This window comes from Pseudomonas rhodesiae (assembly GCF_013285305.1).
Taxonomy (GTDB): Bacteria; Pseudomonadota; Gammaproteobacteria; order Pseudomonadales; family Pseudomonadaceae; genus Aquipseudomonas; species Aquipseudomonas rhodesiae.
Map to the genome: position 1 here is coordinate 4,598,029 of NZ_CP054205.1, position 19,343 is coordinate 4,617,371.

General features: G+C 62.5%; 14 protein-coding genes. 2 read left to right on the plus strand and 12 right to left on the minus strand.

Translation table 11 applies throughout. From position 1 onward, the window contains the following. Positions 1–97: 97 nt before the first annotated feature. Positions 98–607 carry a 6,7-dimethyl-8-ribityllumazine synthase gene (locus tag HRH33_RS20770; protein WP_003193604.1) on the plus strand — a complete coding sequence of 170 codons (510 nt, stop codon included), beginning with the start codon at positions 98–100 and terminating at the stop codon, positions 605–607. 120 nt (positions 608–727) lie between these two features. Here the strand turns inward: HRH33_RS20770 and astE are convergent, their stop codons facing one another. From astE to HRH33_RS20805, 7 genes are all read right to left on the minus strand, one after another. Further along, positions 728–1,732 (minus strand): succinylglutamate desuccinylase, encoded by a 1,005-nt coding sequence (gene astE / locus HRH33_RS20775; RefSeq protein WP_167418101.1) that lies wholly within the window; start codon positions 1,730–1,732, stop codon positions 728–730. 12 nt (positions 1,733–1,744) lie between these two features. After that, positions 1,745–2,035, minus strand: a complete 291-nt coding sequence (locus HRH33_RS20780; RefSeq protein WP_034099931.1) for a hypothetical protein — start codon at positions 2,033–2,035, stop codon at positions 1,745–1,747. Between the two features lie 23 nt (positions 2,036–2,058). After that, positions 2,059–3,405, minus strand: coding sequence for an N-succinylarginine dihydrolase (gene astB, locus HRH33_RS20785; protein WP_034099933.1), 1,347 nt, complete (start codon positions 3,403–3,405; stop codon positions 2,059–2,061). Between the two features lie 156 nt (positions 3,406–3,561). Continuing rightward, complete coding sequence (gene astD, locus HRH33_RS20790) at positions 3,562–5,031, minus strand: succinylglutamate-semialdehyde dehydrogenase (protein ID WP_167418106.1); 1,470 nt, start codon at positions 5,029–5,031, stop codon at positions 3,562–3,564. Then, positions 5,028–6,053, minus strand: a complete 1,026-nt coding sequence (gene astA / locus HRH33_RS20795) for an arginine N-succinyltransferase (protein ID WP_034139052.1) — start codon at positions 6,051–6,053, stop codon at positions 5,028–5,030. Before astA ends, astD begins: the two co-directional genes overlap by 4 nt. Positions 6,054–6,101: 48 nt before the next feature. Further along, the gene (aruF, locus tag HRH33_RS20800) at positions 6,102–7,121 is read right to left on the minus strand and encodes an arginine/ornithine succinyltransferase subunit alpha (RefSeq protein WP_034099938.1); all 1,020 of its coding nucleotides are present in this window, start codon (positions 7,119–7,121) and stop codon (positions 6,102–6,104) included. A gap of 204 nt (positions 7,122–7,325) precedes the next feature. Next, on the minus strand, positions 7,326–8,546 hold the full coding sequence (locus tag HRH33_RS20805; protein WP_034099940.1) for an aspartate aminotransferase family protein: 1,221 nt from the start codon (positions 8,544–8,546) through the stop codon (positions 7,326–7,328). Between the two features lie 304 nt (positions 8,547–8,850). On the opposite strand from HRH33_RS20805, the gene HRH33_RS20810 reads away from it, so the two are divergent. Next, a complete protein-coding gene (locus tag HRH33_RS20810) occupies positions 8,851–14,781 on the plus strand; it encodes a leucine-rich repeat domain-containing protein (RefSeq protein ID WP_167418102.1) in 5,931 nt (1,976 codons plus the stop codon). An 8-nt stretch (positions 14,782–14,789) separates the two neighbouring features. Here the strand turns inward: HRH33_RS20810 and argR are convergent, their stop codons facing one another. The 5 genes from argR to HRH33_RS20835 form a co-directional block, all read right to left on the minus strand. After that, on the minus strand, positions 14,790–15,770 hold the full coding sequence (argR, locus tag HRH33_RS20815) for a transcriptional regulator ArgR (RefSeq protein WP_034139054.1): 981 nt from the start codon (positions 15,768–15,770) through the stop codon (positions 14,790–14,792). A gap of 205 nt (positions 15,771–15,975) precedes the next feature. Further along, a complete protein-coding gene (locus tag HRH33_RS20820; protein WP_010208310.1) occupies positions 15,976–16,740 on the minus strand; it encodes an ABC transporter ATP-binding protein in 765 nt (254 codons plus the stop codon). A gap of 27 nt (positions 16,741–16,767) precedes the next feature. Continuing rightward, on the minus strand, positions 16,768–17,880 hold the full coding sequence (locus HRH33_RS20825) for a succinylglutamate desuccinylase/aspartoacylase family protein (RefSeq protein WP_034099947.1): 1,113 nt from the start codon (positions 17,878–17,880) through the stop codon (positions 16,768–16,770). Between the two features lies 1 nt (position 17,881). After that, on the minus strand, positions 17,882–18,580 hold the full coding sequence (locus tag HRH33_RS20830) for an ABC transporter permease (RefSeq protein WP_094066800.1): 699 nt from the start codon (positions 18,578–18,580) through the stop codon (positions 17,882–17,884). After that, positions 18,577–19,266, minus strand: coding sequence for an ABC transporter permease (locus HRH33_RS20835; RefSeq protein ID WP_003193627.1), 690 nt, complete (start codon positions 19,264–19,266; stop codon positions 18,577–18,579). Before HRH33_RS20835 ends, HRH33_RS20830 begins: the two co-directional genes overlap by 4 nt. Positions 19,267–19,343 lie beyond the last annotated feature (77 nt).

The window sequence follows — 19,343 nt, forward strand, 5'->3', positions numbered from 1 at the left end:
CACGTTGACCGCATGCCCGCATGCCCACGCGTTGCATACCCTTGAAATCCCATTCGATTCATAACGCCCTGTTTTTTTCTTAAACAGGAGTCAGAACATGCAACCCACCGCTATCGACAGCAAAAGCAAAAACCATCACGGCGAGCGCGTCGCGTTTATCCAAGCCTGCTGGCACAAGGATATTGTCGACCAGAGCCGTAAGGGCTTTCTCGCCGAAATGATCGCCCAGGGCTACCAGGAGTCGGACATCGACTTTTTCGAAGTCGGGGGTGCCTTTGAAATGCCCCTGCACGCCAAACTGCTGGCCAAGACCGGTCGCTACGCGGGCATCGTTGCCGCCGCGTTGGTGGTGGACGGCGGCATCTACCGCCACGAATTCGTTGCCCAATCGGTGGTCAGCGGCCTGATGCAGGTGCAGCTGGAAACCGAAGTGCCGGTGTTCTCGGTGTCCCTGACCCCGCATCACTTCCACGCCGGCAGTGAACACACCACATTCTTCTATGAGCACTTCGTGCACAAGGGTCAGGAAGCCGCGCGTACGTGCGCCGACACCCTGCACAAAGTGCGGGCGATCCGCCGCAGCGAGCCACGGGCGGTAGCAGTCTAAGCAATACTGCAAAACAAAATGTGGGAGGGGGCTTGCCCCCGATGGCGGTGTCTCAGCTCCAGATGAGCTGACTGACACACTGCTATCGGGGGCAAGCCCCCTCTCACATTCGGTCCAGGTCTATGCCAGGCCCACGTCCGTGGTCGGCACAATCAATATCCCTGCGCGCAAACCGTTTTTCACCTTCGGGTTGGGGAAGATGATGCGCGCGCCCTCCTCCTCAATCACCCAACGGGTCTTGGCCACGTCTTCGGCCAGCAGATAACCCTTTTCCAACTCAGAAAAGTTTTCCACGTCCGCGGGCAAGTGCAGCAGGAACGCATCGCTGTGCTTGATGACTTCCCGCGACACGGCGAACAGTTTCAACCCATCCAGGCTGTCCGCCTCAGGCTCGCTGCCTTCGATGATCTGAGTCAGGCGCGCCTCCAGGCGTGAGACGTCCACCCCCTGGTTCTGTCCGAACGGCCGCGCCTTACCCAATTCCAGGGTGAAAGCCTCGGCGTCCAGTTGCTCGTAGGTGAAGGCCGTGAAGGTGATGGACGTTTTATTCTGCAGCAGCACCGCTTCCATCCCGGCCGCACGCAGCCGCTCCAGCTCGCGTCGCGAATGCTGGCGCCCGTCTTTCCACGGGTACAGCGCGAACTGCTCGATCTTCGAGCCACGGATGGCGGTGTGCAGGTCGTAATGCAGGCGCGAACGCTCGGGCTTGCTGAAAAAACTACGGGCCAGTTGTTCCAGCTCCGCGGCGCGCATGGCTTCGGGGCCGATGTTGTTTTCATGACGGCCGTTGAACAGCCGGTTGATGTCCAGTTCGAGGTAACGCTCGCCGCGGCGCATGGCCTCGGGGTTGCCGAACAGGAACAGAATACGGGTGCGGGGTTTGATCTCCCCACGGGCGATGCCATGCAGCAGGCGGTCGAGCAATTCGACCGGCGCGGTTTCGTTGCCATGGATGCCGGACGACAGCAGCAGGTCGCTGCCATTGTCCGAGGCTTGCGGCGGACGCACTTCCAGCGCGCCCTCGCTGAGCCAGCGCATCTGCACGCCGTCGACAGTCAGTTGAATTTTTTGCGCCGGTTCGCGACCGGCGAGGGTCAGTTCAAGCAGTTTGCCGAGGGCGAGCATACGCAAGCTTCCTTAGTGGTTGCAGCCAGGACCGTGGACGTGATCGTCATCATCACCTTCCATGTCGGCCGGTTCCATTTCCAGCTGCAGGCTCATCAGGTTGGTAGCCAATGGGCGCATCAGCAGGTTGGCGTACTCGGCGTCGCCTTCTTCGACGTCCACACCGATCAGCAGTTGGCCGCGACCGTCGTGCTGGATCCAGATCTCCTTGCCCTGCCACACCACGGCGACGCGGGTGCAGGAAGTTTCCAGCTGGGTGCCGTCGGTGTCTTCAAGGATCAGTTTCAGGGTGTCGGTGCTCATAAAATGCTCTCAGCCGTGCGGCGTTAATTGATCTGGAAAGGATAAACCGCGCCCAGTTTAAGGATTTGCGTCAGTTCATCCAGTGCCGTCCGGCACTCAAGCAGCAATTGCGGATCAGCCAGGTCGGATTCGCGCAGGCTGTCGCGGTAGTGCTTGTGGACCCATTGGGTCAGCGTGTCGTACAACGGCGCGGTCATGATAACGCCTGGATTCACCGCCGCCAGTTCGGTTTCGTTCAATGCCACGCGCAGACGCAGGCACGCCGGGCCACCGCCATTCTGCATGCTTTGCTTGAGGTCGAAGACTTTCACTTCGCGGATCAACCCACCGGAGGCCGTCAGGCCCTGCAAGTAGTGCCAGACACGTTCGTTGGCGCGGCACTCTTCCGGCACGATCAGCAGCATCGAGCCGTCTGCGCGGGTCAGCAACTGGCTGTTGAACAGGTAGGAGCGCACCGCGTCCTCGACACTGACCAGGGCGCGCGGTACACACACCGACTGGAAATTGCCGCCCAGCTTGCCCAGCTTGGCTTGCAGTTCGCCGAGCATCTGTTCGGTATTGAGGAACGCATCCTCGTGATAGAACAGCACCTCGCCGTTGCCCACCGCGATCACGTCGTTGTGAAACACACCCGCGTCGATCACCGCCGGGTTCTGCTGGCCGTAGACCACGCCGTCGTCCTTCAGGCCGTGCAGGCGGGCGACAGCCTGGGACGCTTCGAGGGTCTGGCGCGCCGGGTACTTCTGCGGTGCCGGGTAGCGGGTGTCGAACGCACTGCGGCCGAACACGAAAAACTCCACGCCCGCCTCGCCGTATTCGCGGCAAAAACGCGTGTGGTTGGCCGCGCCTTCGTCGCCGAACTGCGCCACCGCCGGCAACGCGGCGTGGTGGGCGAAGTGCTGCGGATCGGCAAACATGGCGCCCAGCACGCGGCTGGTGGTCGGGTGCTCGATGCTGCGGTGGTATTTGCAGTTGAGGTTGGCGGCGGTGAAATGCACACGGCCATCCGCGGTGTCGGCGCTGGGGCTGACGGTGGCGGCGTTGGCCACCCACATACTCGACGCCGAGCAACTGGCGACCAGCAAAGGCATGGCTTGCTGGGCCGCCTGCTGGATCACCTGGGCATCGCTGCCGCTGAAACCGAGGTTACGCAATGCGGCCACGTCGGGACGTTCCTGGGGGGCCAGCACGCCCTGCACGAAACCCATATCCATCAGGGCCTTCATTTTTTGCAGGCCCTGCAACGCCGCTTCCTTCGGGTTCGAAGACTGCTGGCTGTTGCTCTGGGACGCGACGTTGCCGTAGGACAAACCGCCGTAGTTATGGGTCGGCCCCACTAGACCGTCAAAATTGACTTCATAGGATTTCATCGGCGAGGCTCCACGAACATCTGTTTTTATAGGCATCAAAAGTCTTCAACACACCGCAAATCCAGTGTGGCAGAAGGCTTGCCTGCGATAGCAGTTGGTCAGTTGATAAATCAGGTGCCTGACACACCGCCATCGGGAGCAAGCCCCCTGCCACATTTAGATCAGCGTAATGCCGGGGGTTAGCGTGGCCGGAACCACCAGGCTTGGGGTCTCAAGCGATGCCACCGGGTACGCGCAATAATCCGCCGCGTAATACGCACTGGCGCGATGATTGCCCGAGGCCCCTACCCCACCAAAAGGCGCGGTGCTGGCGGCGCCGGTCAGCTGTTTGTTCCAGTTGACGATCCCGGCGCGGCTTTCCAGCCAGAACTGCTGGTAGCGCGCTTCGGAATCGGACAACAAGCCAGCGGCCAGGCCGAACTGAGTGTTGTTGGCCTCGGCTATCGCCGCTTCGAAATCGCTGTAGCGGATCACTTGCAGCAGCGGGCCAAACAGTTCTTCGTCTTCGCGCTCGGCCACGCCGGTCACGTCGATGATGCCCGGAGTCAGCAAGGCGGCCTGGTCCTGGGGCTGGGTCATTTCCAGCAGCGCCACGGCGCCGTTGGCCAGCATCAACTCCTGGGCGTCCATCAAGGCTTTGGCAGCGGCGAGGGAAATCACCGAGCCCATGAACGGCGCCGGTTGCTGATCGAACGCGCCGACTTCAATGGTCGAACTGACTGCCACCAACCGCGCCAGCAACGCATCGCCCCAGGCGCCTTGCGGCACCAACAGGCGACGGGCGCAGGTGCAGCGCTGGCCGGCCGAAATAAACGCCGATTGGATGATGGTGTACACCGCTGCGTCCACGTCGGCCACTTCATCCACCACCAGCGGGTTGTTGCCGCCCATCTCCAGGGCCAGGATTTTGTCCGGGCGCCCGGAAAACTGCTGGTGCAGATGGTTGCCGGTGCGGCTGGAGCCGGTGAAAAACAAGCCGTCGATGCCTGGATTGGCCGCCAAGGCGATTCCGGTTTCCCGCGCGCCTTGCAGCAGGTTCAACACGCCCGCCGGCAACCCGGCTTCGATCCAGCATTGCATGGTCAGCTCGGCGACTTTCGGCGTCAGCTCGCTGGGTTTGAACAGCACGGTGTTACCCGCCAGCAACGCCGGCACGATATGCCCGTTAGGCAAGTGACCGGGGAAGTTATACGGGCCGAATACCGCCACCACGCCGTGCGGCTTGTGGCGCAGCACAGCGGTGGCGTCGCCCAGCGGGCCGCTCTTCTCGCCGGTGCGTTCGCGGTAGCTTTGCACCGAGATGGCGATCTTGTTGGCCATGCTGGTGACTTCTGTCGCCGCTTCCCACAACGGCTTGCCGGTTTCCTCGCCGATGCAGCGGGCGATTTCATCGGCGCGACGCTTGAGGGTGGCAGCGAAGGCTTCCAGCACCGCGATGCGTTCTTCCAGGGTACGCCGGGCCCAAGCCGGGAACGCCTGGCGTGCGGCCTGCACGGCGGACTCGACTTGCTCGGCGGTGGCACCGTTGCCGGCCCACAGCACTTGCTGGGTCACCGGGTTGCGCGATTCGAACAGCTCACCCTGGCCAGCCAGCCAGCTACCTGCGATATACAGCGAATTCATTATTTCGACTCCCGAGCAGCGGACAACGGTACGGCACGCACTTGATCGCCGACCACCAATTGCAGGCGCTTGGCGGTCAACGGGTCGACCACCAGCGTGCCGGCGGCCAGGCGTGCGGGCGCGGCGGTGATGCGGCAATCTTCGCGTTTGCGGTTATGGATCAGGAACGGTGTGGCGTCGTCCCCCGGAGTGCCGATGGCCAACACCAGTGACTGGCTGTCACGCACCGCGCGAATCTTGGTGGTCTCGCACTCCACCGCCGGGCCGGCGTCGAAAATATCGACATAGCCCTGGTAACTGAACCCTTCGCTCTTGAGCATGCTCAGCGCCGGCTCGGTGTCCGGATGGACTTTGCCGATCACATTGCGCGCGTCCTCGGACAAAAAGCAGCTATACAGCGGAAACTTCGGCATCAACTCGGCGATAAATGCCTTGTTGCCCACGCCGGTGAGGTAGTCGGCCTGGCTGAATTCCATCTTGAAGAAATGTCGACCCAGGCTTTCCCAGAACGGTGAGCGCCCGGCCTCGTTGGACACGCCGCGCATCTCGGCAATGATCTTGTTGCCGAACAGTTGCGGGAACTCCGCGATAAACAGCAGGCGCGCCTTGGCCAACATGCGGCCATTGAGGCCGTTGCGGTAATCGGCGTGCAGAAACAGCGAGCACAACTCGGAATTGCCGGTGAGGTCGTTGGCCAGGAACAACGTCGGAATCTCGCGATAGATATTCAACTCCTGGGACGCGCTGACGGTCAGGCCCACCCGGAAGTTGTACCAGGGCTCGCGCAAGCCCACGGCACCGGCAATCGCAGAAATGCCCACCACGCGGCCTTCGTCGTTTTCCAGCACGAACAGGTAGTCGGCGTCGCCGCGACCGGCCTCGCCGCGAAAGGTTTTTTCCGCCCAGCCCACCCGGTGGGTCAGGCGCTCTTCGTTGGCCGGCAAGGTGGTCAGGCCGGTGCCGGTGCTGCGCGCCAGATCAATCAGGGCCGGTAAATCGCTGCTGCGTACGGGACGAACGATCATGCTATCTCCTCAAACGGGCCGCCGTGGGCCACCCGCGAAACTCTGCTTTTAAACCGCGACCAGACGCACACTGGCGCCCTCACCCACACCCAGGGCTTCGGCCGCGGCCAGGTCCAGGGTCACCGGTTTGCCGGGCGCGTAGTCCAGCTCCAGCATCACGGCGCGGTAATCCTGCAACTGTGCGTTGCTCACCAGGTACTGGCGGCCCGCCCCCTTGACCATCTCACCGATCTTCACTGGCACCACGCGGCTCTGGGCAATCGAGCGGATGCCCGACACCCGCGCGTGCAGCGTCGGGCCGCCGTCGAAGATGTCGATGTAATGGTCGGTCTCGAAGCCTTCACGCATCAGGATGTCGAAGGTGATCTGCGCACGCGGGTGTACCTGGCCCATGGCTTCCTGGGCTTCGTCCGGCAATAGCGGCACGTAGATCGGGTAATGGGGCATCAGCTCGGCGAGGAAGGTGCGGCTTTTGAGCCCGCACAGGCGCTCGGCGGCGGCGTAATTGAGGTCGAAGAAGTTGCGCCCGATGGCGTCCCAGAACGGCGAGTCACCGTTCTCGTCGCTGTAGCCGACGATCTCGGTCACCACCGAATCGGCAAAGCGCTCCGGGTGGCTGGCGACAAACAACAGGCGCCCGCGGGAATTGAGTTCCGACCACGGCGAGCCGACCAGCTCCGGCACCACGTAGAAACTGGTGAGCAGGCTATTACCGGTCAGGTCGTGGCACTGGGAAAGCACATGGATCTTGTTGTGGATCTTCAGCTCGCGGGAGGCGTGCACGAAGGTCTCGTTGCGAAAACTATAGAACGGCTCGGAATAGCCAGCCGAGGCGACGATGGCCGAACACCCGACGAGCTTGCCGGTCTCGGTGTCTTCAAGTACGAAGAAATAGCTTTCTTCACCGTTGAAACTCACCTCGGCCGCGAAGGAGGCTTCGCTCGCGGCGATCTTGTCGCTCAGGCGTTCCACATCGTCCGGCAAGGAGGTGACACCAATCGGGCTGTCCGCAGCCAGACGCTGTACCTCGCCCAGGTCAGCCATTTGCGCGGGGCGCATCACCAGCATGGTGTCACTCCTTAACTCTAGAACTCACAGAAAAAAATACCGAACAGGTCAGGAACACCACATATCTTCAAGTGGGCATATTCCAGTGTGGGAGGGGGCTTGCCCCCGATAGCAGTCTGTCAGTTGATACATCTGTGACTGATACACCGCCATCGGGGGCAAGCCCCCTCCCACACTTGATCCGGTCCGACAGACAGATGTGTATCAGGCTTGGGTCAGCGTTTTAACCGCACGCTCGAAACGATCCAGGCCTTCGTTGATGTCTGCTTCGTCCACCACCAGGCTCGGGGCGAAACGCACCACGTCGGGGCCGGCTTGCAGGATCATCAGGTTTTCTTTTTCGGCTGCGTTGAACACGTCCTTGGCCTTGCCCTTGAATGCATCGCTCAATACGCAACCGATCAGCAGGCCCATGCCGCGTACTTCGGTGAAGATGCCGTACTGCTTGCCGATCTGCTCCAGGCGCGCCTTGAACAGTGCATGCTTGGCCGTCACGCCCGCCAGCACTTCAGGGGTGTTGATCACGTCGATCACCGCTTCGGCCACTGCACATGCCAGCGGGTTGCCGCCGTAAGTGGTGCCGTGGGTGCCGACCACCAGGTGCTTGGCCAGCGCTTCAGTGGTAAGCATCGCCGCGATCGGGAAACCGCCGCCCAGGCTCTTGGCGCTGGTGAGGATGTCCGGGGTCACGCCGTAATGTTGGTAGGCGAACAGATGGCCGCTACGGCCCATGCCGGTCTGCACTTCGTCGAACACCAGCAGCGCATCGTGTGCATCGCACAGCTCGCGGGCGCCTTGCAGGTAGGCCAGCTCGGCCGGCAGCACACCGCCTTCGCCCTGGATCGGTTCCAGCACCACGGCGCAGGTCTTGTCCGAAACGGCGGCTTTCAGTGCAGCCAGGTCGTTATAAGGAACGTGGGTGATGCCGGTGATTTTAGGCCCGAAACCATCGGAGTACTTGGATTGGCCACCGACGTTGACGGTGAACAGGGTACGGCCATGGAAGCTGTTGAGTGCAGCGATGATCTCGTACTTCTCGCTGCCGAAGCGGTCGAACGCCACGCGGCGCGCCAGCTTGAACGCGGCCTCGTTGGCCTCGGCGCCGGAGTTGCAGAAGAACACGCGCTCGGCAAAGGTGGCGTCGATCAGCTTATGGGCCAGGCGCAGGGCCGGCTCGTTGGTGAATACGTTGGAGACATGCCACAGCTTGTTGGCCTGCTCGGTCAACGCGCCGACCAGTGCCGGGTGGGCATGGCCCAATACGTTGACCGCGATGCCGCCGGCAAAGTCGATCAGCTCGCGACCGGCCTGGTCCCAGACGCGGGAACCTTTGCCACGCACAGGGATGAACGCGGCAGGTGCGTAGTTGGGAACCATGACCTGGTCGAAATCGGCACGTTGCACCGGGGCTTGCTCAACGGACATCGGAGTCTCCTGAAGAGGAACGCCTGCCTGGAACTGGCGGGCGATGCAGGGATTGTAAGGACAGTTTTCAGCGCGACCTTGCCGCCAAGCGACAACTTCTTATAGCGCCAACCCCGGTTTTACGCGGGTTTACGGCAATGCGACATATAGCGTCGCAATGGCGCAGTTTAAACCGTGCGCCCGCTCCGTGGGCAGGTTCGATCACGGCCCATCGGCAAATTTCGCGCAGCCCTAACCGGCTACCACAGGCTGCACGACGCGAACTGGTTTGCTGAGGGCTTCTTGACCTTGCCCTGGAGCCCTTGTGACTGAACTCCCCACCTCCTCCGTTCCCCACTACGACATCCTGAAAAACGCCCTGCCCCCATGGCTGGCCGACATCACACCCGACAGACGCAGCGACCTGGCCCAGCCCGAATCGATCGTCGCCAACTGGTACAAAAATGCCAGCGCGGCGCAGCATCGAACGCTCAAACGCCTCAATGACCAGGCCTGGATTGCCCAGAACTCGGTGGACACTGCCATGGCGCAGCTCAAAAGCCCCCAGGCTTTTGGCGCCGAGCGCCTGCAAGCGGCGCTCAAGGCGCAATACGGCGTGAGCATCGACGTGAGGAGCACCTGGCTGCAGCTTTATATCCCGCTGAAAATCGCCGGTTTCACCGTCAAACCCGGCGCCGCGCGCACCTGGTCGGTGTCACTGATCGAGGCGGCGCTGCACAACTTTGAAGCCAGCGAAACCGCAGTCGATGCCTATGACAGCGCCTCCACCTTCAGCACCCGCCCCACGGCCGCCGGGCACTTTGAAGCGCTGCCTGGGGTGGCCGCGCAGATCACAGTCGCGCAATTCACGGCGCTGTGTCGCCAGCTCGACATCGGCGCGGCGTATCAGCGCTACCTGCGCGACTACCTTGACCTGGATAACGCCGTGGCCCAGGCCCGCCTGCGGCAACTTCTCCAACACAGCCACATGAGCGCCCTGAAACGCGCGCTGTACATGGCCCTACTCAAGCAAGACCTGCCGCAGAGTGGCTATGACAGCGTTATCGGCCTGCTCAATGGCCAAGCCCACAGCGCTAACGGTTGCCAGCCTCTGTTGCGGTATGAGCTGAGTATCCTGTCCACCCGACTGGCCGGCATCGTGCTGTTCGCCGACGATCTGGCGACCAGCCGCAGCGTGGTGCCGGTGATCGCCTGGATCCCGGATGACCCGCAGCACCCGATCAAGCACTACCCCAGCGGCCAGGCGTTTATGCGCGCGCTGTGCGAGCAATTGCGCGATCCGGATTACCAGCGCTTTTTCAGCCGCTTTGTCGCCCACGAGGACCTCGGTACGTTCTTTGCCGACCTCAACCAACGCCTTACCCAGGTCACCTGGCATGCGCACATCCCTGGCGAATCGACCGCCAGCTGGCGCGAAACCGCAGTGGCCCGGCCGAACCTGCAGTTTCGTCCGATGCCCATCGCCGGCGATCTGTTCGAGCACCTGTATCAGGTCAAGCTCAATAAACTGCTCAACGATGCGCGCACCCAGGCGGTGTCCACGGCCAGTGTCGATCAGCAAGCGCGCTGGGAACGCTGGGCGGTGCTGCAAAAGATCGGCAGTACGTTGCTGCAAATCCTCGCGTTTATTGCCACGCCGTTCGTGCCGCCGCTGGGAGCGTTGGTACTGGGCTACAGCGCCTATCAACTACTCGACGACGCGTTTGAGGGGATTGTCGACTGGGCCGAAGGCCAAAGGCGCGAGGCGCTTGGCCACGCGTTGTCGTTTTCCGAGCAACTGGTGCAACTGGGGATGTTCGGCGTCGGCCTGCCCATTGCAGCCGACCTGCTGCGCGCATCCCTGCCGGCCAATGTGTTGGGCTTTATCGACGCGCTCAGTCCGGTCACCAGGCCCAGCGGCGATACCCGCTTGTGGAAGCCCGACCTGGCGCCCTATCGCCATGACCTGAGCATTCCCAAGGACCTGCGCCCGGATGCACAAGGCATCCTTTGGCACCACGGCAAGCCCGTGCTGCGCCTTGGCGATGGGTACTACCAGTTGCGCACCGACGCGACATCCGGGCGCCATACCCTTGAGCATCCCACGCGCGCCGATGCCTATCGCCCCAGCGTCATGACCAATGGCCACGGCGCCTGGCTCACCGAGCTGGAACGCCCCCTGAGTTGGGACACGCCCACCCTGCTGCGGCGCCTGGGTCATCAGGTCGACAACCTCAGCGATACGCGCCTGCAACAGGCCCAGGACATCAGCGCCACCCACGACAACCTGCTGCGCCACATGCACATCAACCAGCAGCCCCCACCGCCGCTGCTGGCCGACAGCCTCAAGCGCTTCACCCTCGACCAGCGTCTGCAAGACTTCGTCACCCAGATGAACAGCGACGACCCGGCGGTCTATCGACAGGCCGATCCGCGTATCCAACTGCAGTTGGTGGTCACCTACGAACCGTGGCCGCAAACCCGAACCCTGCGATTCCTCGATCCTCAGGGCAACACCCTGTGGGAGTTTGCTCGCAACGGTGAGGCCAGCGTGGTGCAGGTGCATCAGGCGCAACTGGAGAACGGCGACCTGCTGCGGGTGCTGATCGAAAGCCTGGATGAATCAGAGCGCAAAAGCCTCCTGGAGGAGCCATTCGGCACGCCGCCGTCTTCGGCGCAAACCCGTGCGAACGCGTGGCGCAAACGTCTCGCGCGGCTGGCCTGGGATAAGCGCTTTGCGCTGTTCGACGCCCACTATCGAGGCCTGGAAACCGCGCGCAATGCCCGCGTGCAGCGCATCATCGACGCCGCACCGAACCCCGGCCTGCCCACCAGCGTCGCCGAAGAAATCCTCGCCGGTGCCGACGGCGACGAGCTGCGCGCCCTGGACCGGGCCACCGTGCCCGCCCGTTTGAGAGAACTGGCCGACTGGGCGCAACTGCAAGTCAGGACCACCCGCGCCTACGAAGGCCTGTACCTGGAAGCCAGCGACAGCCCGGACACCCCCAGGCTGGCCCTGCACTCCCTGGAAAACCTGCCGGGCTGGCAGGCCAGTACGCGCCTGGAAGTTCGCCGCTACCAGGTCAACGGCACGCTGCTTGACGCCATCGGTCCCGAGGATGCCGAAGTGCGCCGCGTCCTGGTGCACACCGTGGAAGGCGACTACGTTCCCTATGATCAGCAGAACGCGCTCTTTGGCAGCAGCGACTTTTACACCGCCCTCCTCCAGGCCCTGCCGGACGCCCGCCGCGATGCGCTGAACATCCATATCGGCCAAGGCGAACGGCTCAAGCAGGCGATTGCCGCCCACGCACTCGGGCGCGAACCCTTGCGCCGACTGTTGCACGCAGATCCGCTGATCAAGCCACCCTACAACCCAGCCTTTATGCGCCTGCGTGGCGGCATGGACGGCTATCGGCCCGCCGATGCGCCGCAACCCGGCTCCAGCCAGGAGTTGACCCTCGAACAACGCGCCCACGACTTACTGCCGACGCTGTCCGCCGAACAGGTACGCGATCTGGTACAGACCCTGGAGAGCCGACCTGGCGGCGCATTGGCCACACTGGTGACGCTGAAAAATGAATACATGAGGCTGGATGTCGGCCTGTCGCTGTGGGTGTCCAGCACCCCACGTTTTCGCGCGGTCAGCGAAGCTCCAATGAGTGAAGCCGAGTATGACTATGCGCGGCGCAACCGTGAGCTGTGGGCCACGGAAATCCGGCGCGCATGGCGCCAGGAAACCGAGGTGGATCAGTACTACGAAGCCATGTCGCGCAACGGCCATGTACTCAAACTGACCGCGCCGATCATCGGTGAACTGCCGCGCCTGTCGGCGCGTATGGAACACATCTCGCGCTTGGAAGTGGTCGGCGACGGCCAGCCGTTACAGATCAATACGTTCCTGCAACTGTTTCCCCGGCTGCGCAACCTGACCCTTCGCCACCTGGCGCTTGAGGGGCTTCCGGAAACCATCGCCGCGATGCCCAACCTCAACGAGCTGATCCTCAGCGACTGCCAATTGCGTCTGAACCAGGAAGCCCATGGTCGCCTCAGCGCTCTGAGCCGCCTGGTCACGCTGGACCTGTACAACAACCCGCTGGGCCGCACCCCCACGGTCGAGCACATGCCGAACCTGAAATACCTTGACCTCAACCACACCGGCATCACCGAACTGCCTGCGGGCTTGTTGACTCGCCAGGACCTGACCCTGGCGCTGCTGTCGCACAACCGTATCCAGACACTGCCCGCCGAGCTGTTCGATGCGCCCGCGCGCATCAGCGACAAGCTCGACCTGTCCGAAAACCCGCTGTCGCGCGCGTCGCTGGAGCGGGTCAAGGCGCATTTCCAACGCACCGCCCGGCACTGGGGCATCAGCGCCGATCCGGCGGATGTGGCCCAGGCCCAACAGCTGTACCCCACTTTCAGCAGCGACGAAATCAATCGCTTCATTTTTGCCCTGCCGGGCAATCTGGAGGCCGGCAGGATCACCCTGACCCGTCTCGAACTTGAGTACCTGGGCATCCGTGGCGACATGCAGGACTGGGCCGACGCGCCCCTGCTGTCCACGGCCGAGCGCACCTACCGCAACCTGTTTCTGCAGGATGTGGAGGCGGCCTGGCGGCGCGAAATCCCCCTCGATGCGCAGCATCAGGGCCTTACCACCGGCTATGAACTGACCCTACGCAAACCGGTCAGCGGCACACTGCCAAGCCTGCATACCACCTTCGACCACGTCACAGCGCTCAGCCTGCACGGTGCCGGTGCCGAGCTGCGCCTGGGAGCGTTCCTGCAAGCTTTCCCCGCGTTGAAACGGTTGACCGTGCGGCAATACTCCCTGGACGCGCTGCCCTTGAGCATCACCAACCTGCGCCAGCTCACCCAATTGAGCCTGAACCGCACGCGGCTGCGCCTGACCCCATTGGCCGCCAATGCACTGTCGGGGATGGTCAACCTGGAACAGCTGGATTTGAGCGACAACCCCCTCGAACATATTCCCGATACGCGCCGTCTGACGCGGCTCACCCGACTGTCACTGAGCAATACCGGCCTGACCGAGATTCCCGCCGACCTGCTGTCGCTGCCGCCCCGCACCTATCTGGACCTGAGCCACAACGCCCTGGAGAACCTGCCGGATCAAGCCTTCAACCTGCCCGTCAACGTAGCGGCCAGGGTCGATCTGTCCGCCAACCCGCTGTCGCGCCCAGCGTTGCGCCGCATCAAAGCCTACTACCAGGCCACCGGAGAGTTCTGGCTGGCGACTCCGCCCGCCGAGGACCTGCAACGGATCAGGGCGCTATATCCGGCCGTCTCGGACACCGAACAAGCACGCATCTATTTCGATCTGCCTGGCGACATCGATGGCGCCGCTCACCAGATCACGCGCCTGGGCCAAGAGTACGAACAGCTGCGCAGCCAGTTGCAGGAATGGGCACTCAATGTGCCCACCCGCGATCCGCTGCTCGATACGGTACTGGACGTGGGTGCCCGCGCCGAAGAACAACTGCGGCGCATGCACTTCAAAGCGCTGCTGGAAAGCTGCTGGCGCCGGGAAGTCGAGCCGGATGAAGCGGGCAACGTCCCGCCGTATCACACTTACAAACTGGTATTCCACGGCCAGCTACTCGGGCCGCTGCCGACGCTGCGCGCCCACTTCGGCCACGTCACCTTGCTTGAATTGATCGGCGAAGGCACCAGCCAAAGCGTCGACGGCCTTTTGCGGTGCTTCCCCAATCTCAAGCATCTGGTGATCGAACGCTATGTTCTGGGCGACATCCCCGCGCCGGTGTTCGCCTTGCATTCGCTGCGTAACCTGACGCTGACAGAAAACATGATCCGCCTGACCCCACAGAGCGCGGGCCAACTGGCCAGTCTGGAAAATCTCATTTATCTGGACTTGAGCGACAACACCCTGGGCATCACACCGGATGTGCGCAACCTGCAGCGCCTTACCACCCTTTACCTGCACAACTGTGGCCTGACCGAAGTGCCAATCGGTGTGTTCAACCTTGGGCGACTGCGCATTCTGGATGCCAGCGACAACCTGATCGAGCACCTGCCCAGCGATCTGCTGGAAATGCCTCTGCCGATTAACGACGACTCCGATCTGAGTGGCAACCCATTGTCGGACGAGAGCATCGAGTTGCTGCGCCAGTATTATCAGCAGACTGGCTACGAACTCGGCGTGGAAGCGGCGATGTTCGACGAGCATGGCGTGCCGCTGCTGCCGCCGGGAACACCGGAGCCGATGGAGACGTGAGGTTGTTTTCAGCCGCGTTCGGCCGGCACCGAGGACAGCTCGAACGGGCTGCTGCTGCGGCGCTGGTTGCGGTCTTCGCGCGGGGTGGCGCCGAAGAAGTTGCGGTAGGCGCTGGAGAAGTGTGGCCCCGAGGAGAAGCCGCAGGACAGGCCGATCTGGATGATCGATTTGCTGGTTTGCATCAGCATCTGGCGCGCTTTGTTCAGGCGCAGTTCCAGGTAGTACTGGCTGGGAACGCGATTGAGGTATTGCTTGAAGATGCGCTCCAGTTGTCGTCGTGACACGCAGACATGCTGGGCGATTTCGTCGGTGGTCAGCGGCTCTTCGATGTTGGCTTCCATCAGCAGCACCGCTTGGGTCAGCTTCGGATGGCTGGAGCCCAGGCGGTTTTGCAGCGGAATGCGCTGACGCTCGCCGCCTTCGCGGATACGCTCGACCACCAGCTCTTCCGACACCGCACCGGCCAGTTCGGCGCCGTGATCACGGGCCAGCACCGCCAACAGCAGGTCGAGCACCGACATGCCGCCGCAGGCAGTCAGGCGGTCGCGATCCCAGTCGAACAAATGGCTGGTGGCGATGACCTTGGGGAATCGCTCGGCGAAATCGTCCTGCCAGCGCCAATGCACGGCGGCGCGGTAGCCGTCGAGCAGGCCGAGCTGGGCCAAAGGATAAACCCCGGCAGACAGCCCACCGATCACGCAACCGGTGCGCACCAGTTGCTTGAGAGCGACGTTCAGTTGGGAAGCGATAACGGTGGGCGGCTCGTCGGCCAGCAGGAACAGTTTTTGGAAGCCTTCCAACTTGCCGGCCCACGGCTCGCCCGGCAATTGCCAGGCACCGTCGGTTGCCGGCTCCGCCAGCAGAAACGACAGCTCGTAGACCACCTCCGGATGCACCCGCTGGGCCACGCGCAAGGCCTCCTCAGCCAGCGCAAGCGTGAGTGCTTTAGTGCTGGGCCAAATCAGGAAACCAATTCGATGGGCAGTCATGGAGGGCTATCCGAAGCAAAAACAGTGAAAGAAGCCGTGGGCCAATGCTAGCCCGTAAATGAACACAAATCTCAAAAACGATGAACATCCAATGTGGGAGGGGGCTTGCCCCCGATTGCGGTGTATCAGAATCAGATGTGCTGACTGACACTCAGCTATCGGGGGCAAGCCCCCTCCCACATAAAGCAGCGCTCACAAGGAGTGGCTACTTCAAGCTGCCGGAAAGGAACTGCTGCAAACGCTCGGACTGCGGGTTCACCAGCACTTCACGGGGGTTGCCGCGCTCTTCGACGATGCCTTTGTGCAAAAACACCAACTGGTTGGACACTTCACGGGCAAAGCCCATTTCGTGGGTCACCACCACCATGGTGCGGCCTTCCTGAGCCAGGTCTTGCATCACCTTGAGCACTTCGCCGACCAATTCCGGGTCGAGCGCTGAGGTGGGTTCGTCGAACAGCATCACCTCCGGTTCCATCGCCAAGGCACGGGCAATCGCCACGCGCTGCTGCTCGCCGCCGGACATGTGGCCGGGGAACGCATCCTTGCGATGGCCCACGCCGACCTTGGCCAAGTAGTGCTCGGCCTTTTCACGGGCCTCTTTCTTCGATACGCCCAGCACATGCACCGGGGCTTCCATCACGTTCTCAATAGCGGTCATGTGCGACCACAGGTTGAAATGCTGGAACACCATGGACAGGCGCGAACGCATGCGTTGCAGCTGCTTGGGGTCGGCCGCCTTCATGGCGCCGTCCTTGTTGGCCACCAGTTTCAGCTCTTCGTTATTGAGCAGAATCTTGCCGGCGTGGGGTTGCTCCAGCAGGTTGATGCAGCGCAAAAAGGTACTTTTGCCCGAACCGCTGGAACCGATGATGCTGATCACATCACCGGCGGCAGCGGCCAGGGATACGCCTTTGAGCACTTCATGACTGCCATAGCGTTTATGCAGGTCTTGGACTTCAAGCTTGTACATGCGGTCGGTTCTCACAAAAACAGGTGGTCAGTCGTTGAGCAAGCGCCCGTGTCGCAGCGCTTCGCGCCCCGCCACCTTGGCCAGCCAGAAACCCGCTTGGGCATAACGTAGCCGTTCAACGGCAAACAACACCCCCGAGGTGCCCGCGCAGATAATGCTCACGCGGTCGGTCAGGGGATCAATCACTTCAAAAATCGGCTCGCCTTTGTCGACCCAGTCCCCGGCTTTGCGCAGGTAACTGATCACCCCGGCATGGGGCGCGAACAGCAATTCGGTGCCTTCGAACGGCACGCCTTCGCACGGCTCGTGCTGCGGCGCCGGCCATTGGCCCTTGATCAGGCCTTGCTCGGCGAGGAACGCGAGGATGCCCTCGGCGTGGAAGATCGCCTCAGCGCGACCGGTATCGGCCTGCCCGCCCAGCTCCAGGGTGGTCGCCAGGCACGCCAGCGGGATCTGCGCCTCGGGGAACGCCCGCGACAAGCGCAGCCACGGCAGTGAGCAAGCCTCATCGAACGAACTGCCGCCGGAATCTTCTGCGAGCAGGCCGACTTTGACATTCAGGTGCGCCGACAGTGAGCGCCACTGCGGCCAGTGCTGAGGCAGCGCGTACATGTGCAGCGCGGCTTCGGCGTCGCAGTGCAGGTCGAGCACAATATCGGCGGTGCACGCATGCTTGAGCAGCACGCGCTGCATGCCTTGCAACTGGCTGCTGGGTTCGGGCAGTGCGTCCAGCGCCTGATCCATCGCCTGGCGGATCAAGCGAACGTTGGCGTGAGGATCATCGCCCAATTTGCCGTGCAGCAGCGCAGCGACCGGCTCGCTCAACTCGACAAAATCGCGGTTGAAATTCTTGCCGCTGCCCACTTCGAAACGCCCCTGATGGCTGCCTTGCAGCAACTGGCCCAGGCCCATCGGGTTGGCCACTGGCACCAGCTCGATCACGCCGTTGAGGGCGCCTTGCTGCTCCAGTTCGGTCAGGCGTTTTTTCAGCTCCCAGGCGGCGCGCATGCCGGGCAGTTCATCGGCGTGCAGGCTGGCCTGGATATAAGCCTTGCGCTCGCCGCTGCCGAAACGGAACACGCTCAACTGGCGCTCGCAGCCCAGGTGGCCCCAGGGCAACAGGTGGTCGATACGTTGCATATCAGTGCTTCCGTGGAGCCAGGTAGCTCAGCCAGCGGCGCTCGGCCAACTTGAACAGGCGCACCAGGATAAAGGTCAGGCACAGGTAGAACGCGCCAGCGGTGATATAGGCTTCGAACGGCAGGTAATACTGCGCGTTCACGGTGCGCGCGGCGCCGGTTATGTCGATCAAGGTGACGATGGAGGCCAGGCTGGTGGTCTGCAGCATCATGATCACTTCGTTGCTGTACTGCGGCAGCGCGCGACGCAGGGCCGACGGTAGCAGGATGCGGCGGTACAGCTTGTAGCGCGACATGCCCATGGCCTTGGCCGCTTCGATCTCACCGTTAGGCGTGGCCTTGAGGCTGCCGGCAATAATTTCGGCGGTGTAGGCGCTGGTATTGATGGCAAACGCCAGGCACGCGCAGAACGTGGCGCTGGACAGCAGCGGCCACATAAAGCTTTCGCGCACCGCTTCGAATTGGGCCAGACCGTAGTAGATCAAAAACAGCTGCACCAGCATCGGCGTGCCACGGATCACGTAGGTATAGAGCCAGGCCACGCCATTGACCAACGGCTGCTTGGACACCCGCATCAAACCCAGGGGCACCGCCACGAGCAAGCCGAAGAACAGCGAGATGGCCAGCAGTTTCAGGGTGGTTGCCAGGCCGCCGAGGTACAGCGGCATGGCCTCCCAGATGACGTTGTAGTCGAAGATCATAGATCAGCCGCCCTTACGCCTACCGAGTAGCGCTTTTCAAGGTAACGCAAGGCCAGCAACGACACGCTGGTGATCACCAGGTACATCGCCGCCACTGCGAGGAAGAAGGTAAAAGGTTCGCGGGTGGCGTCGGCCGCCTGCTTGGCCTTGAACATCATGTCTTGCAGGCCCACCACCGAGATCAGCGCGGTGGCCTTGGTCAGTACCAGCCAGTTATTGGTGAAGCCGGGGATCGCCAGGCGGATCATCTGCGGCACCATCACCCGGAAAAACACCTGGAAGCTGCTCATGCCATACGCAAGGCCGGCTTCGGCCTGGCCTTTGGGGATGGCCATGAAGGCGCCGCGGAAGGTTTCCGACAGGTAGGCGCCGAAGATGAAACCCAGGGTGCCGATGCCGGCGGCCAAGGGGTTCAAGTCAATATAGTCGTCGAAGCCGAGCAGCGGCGCGACGCGATTGAGCAGGTCCTGACCGCCATAGAAAATCAGCAGGATCAACACCAGGTCGGGGATCCCGCGGATCACCGTGGAGTACAAGTCACCCAGCCAAGCCAGCCAGCGCACCGGCGATAGGCGCAGGGCGACCCCGATCAGACCCAGAACGATGGCCAAGGCCATGGACGACAAGGCGAGCTGAAGCGTCAACCATGCGCCATCGAGGATAACGGCCCCGTAGCCTTTCAACATGATTCAGGTCCTCGAAAAGGGGGATGAAAAAATGGCGCAAACCGCAGGAATTCTGTTGCTTGCGCCATTCTGGACAG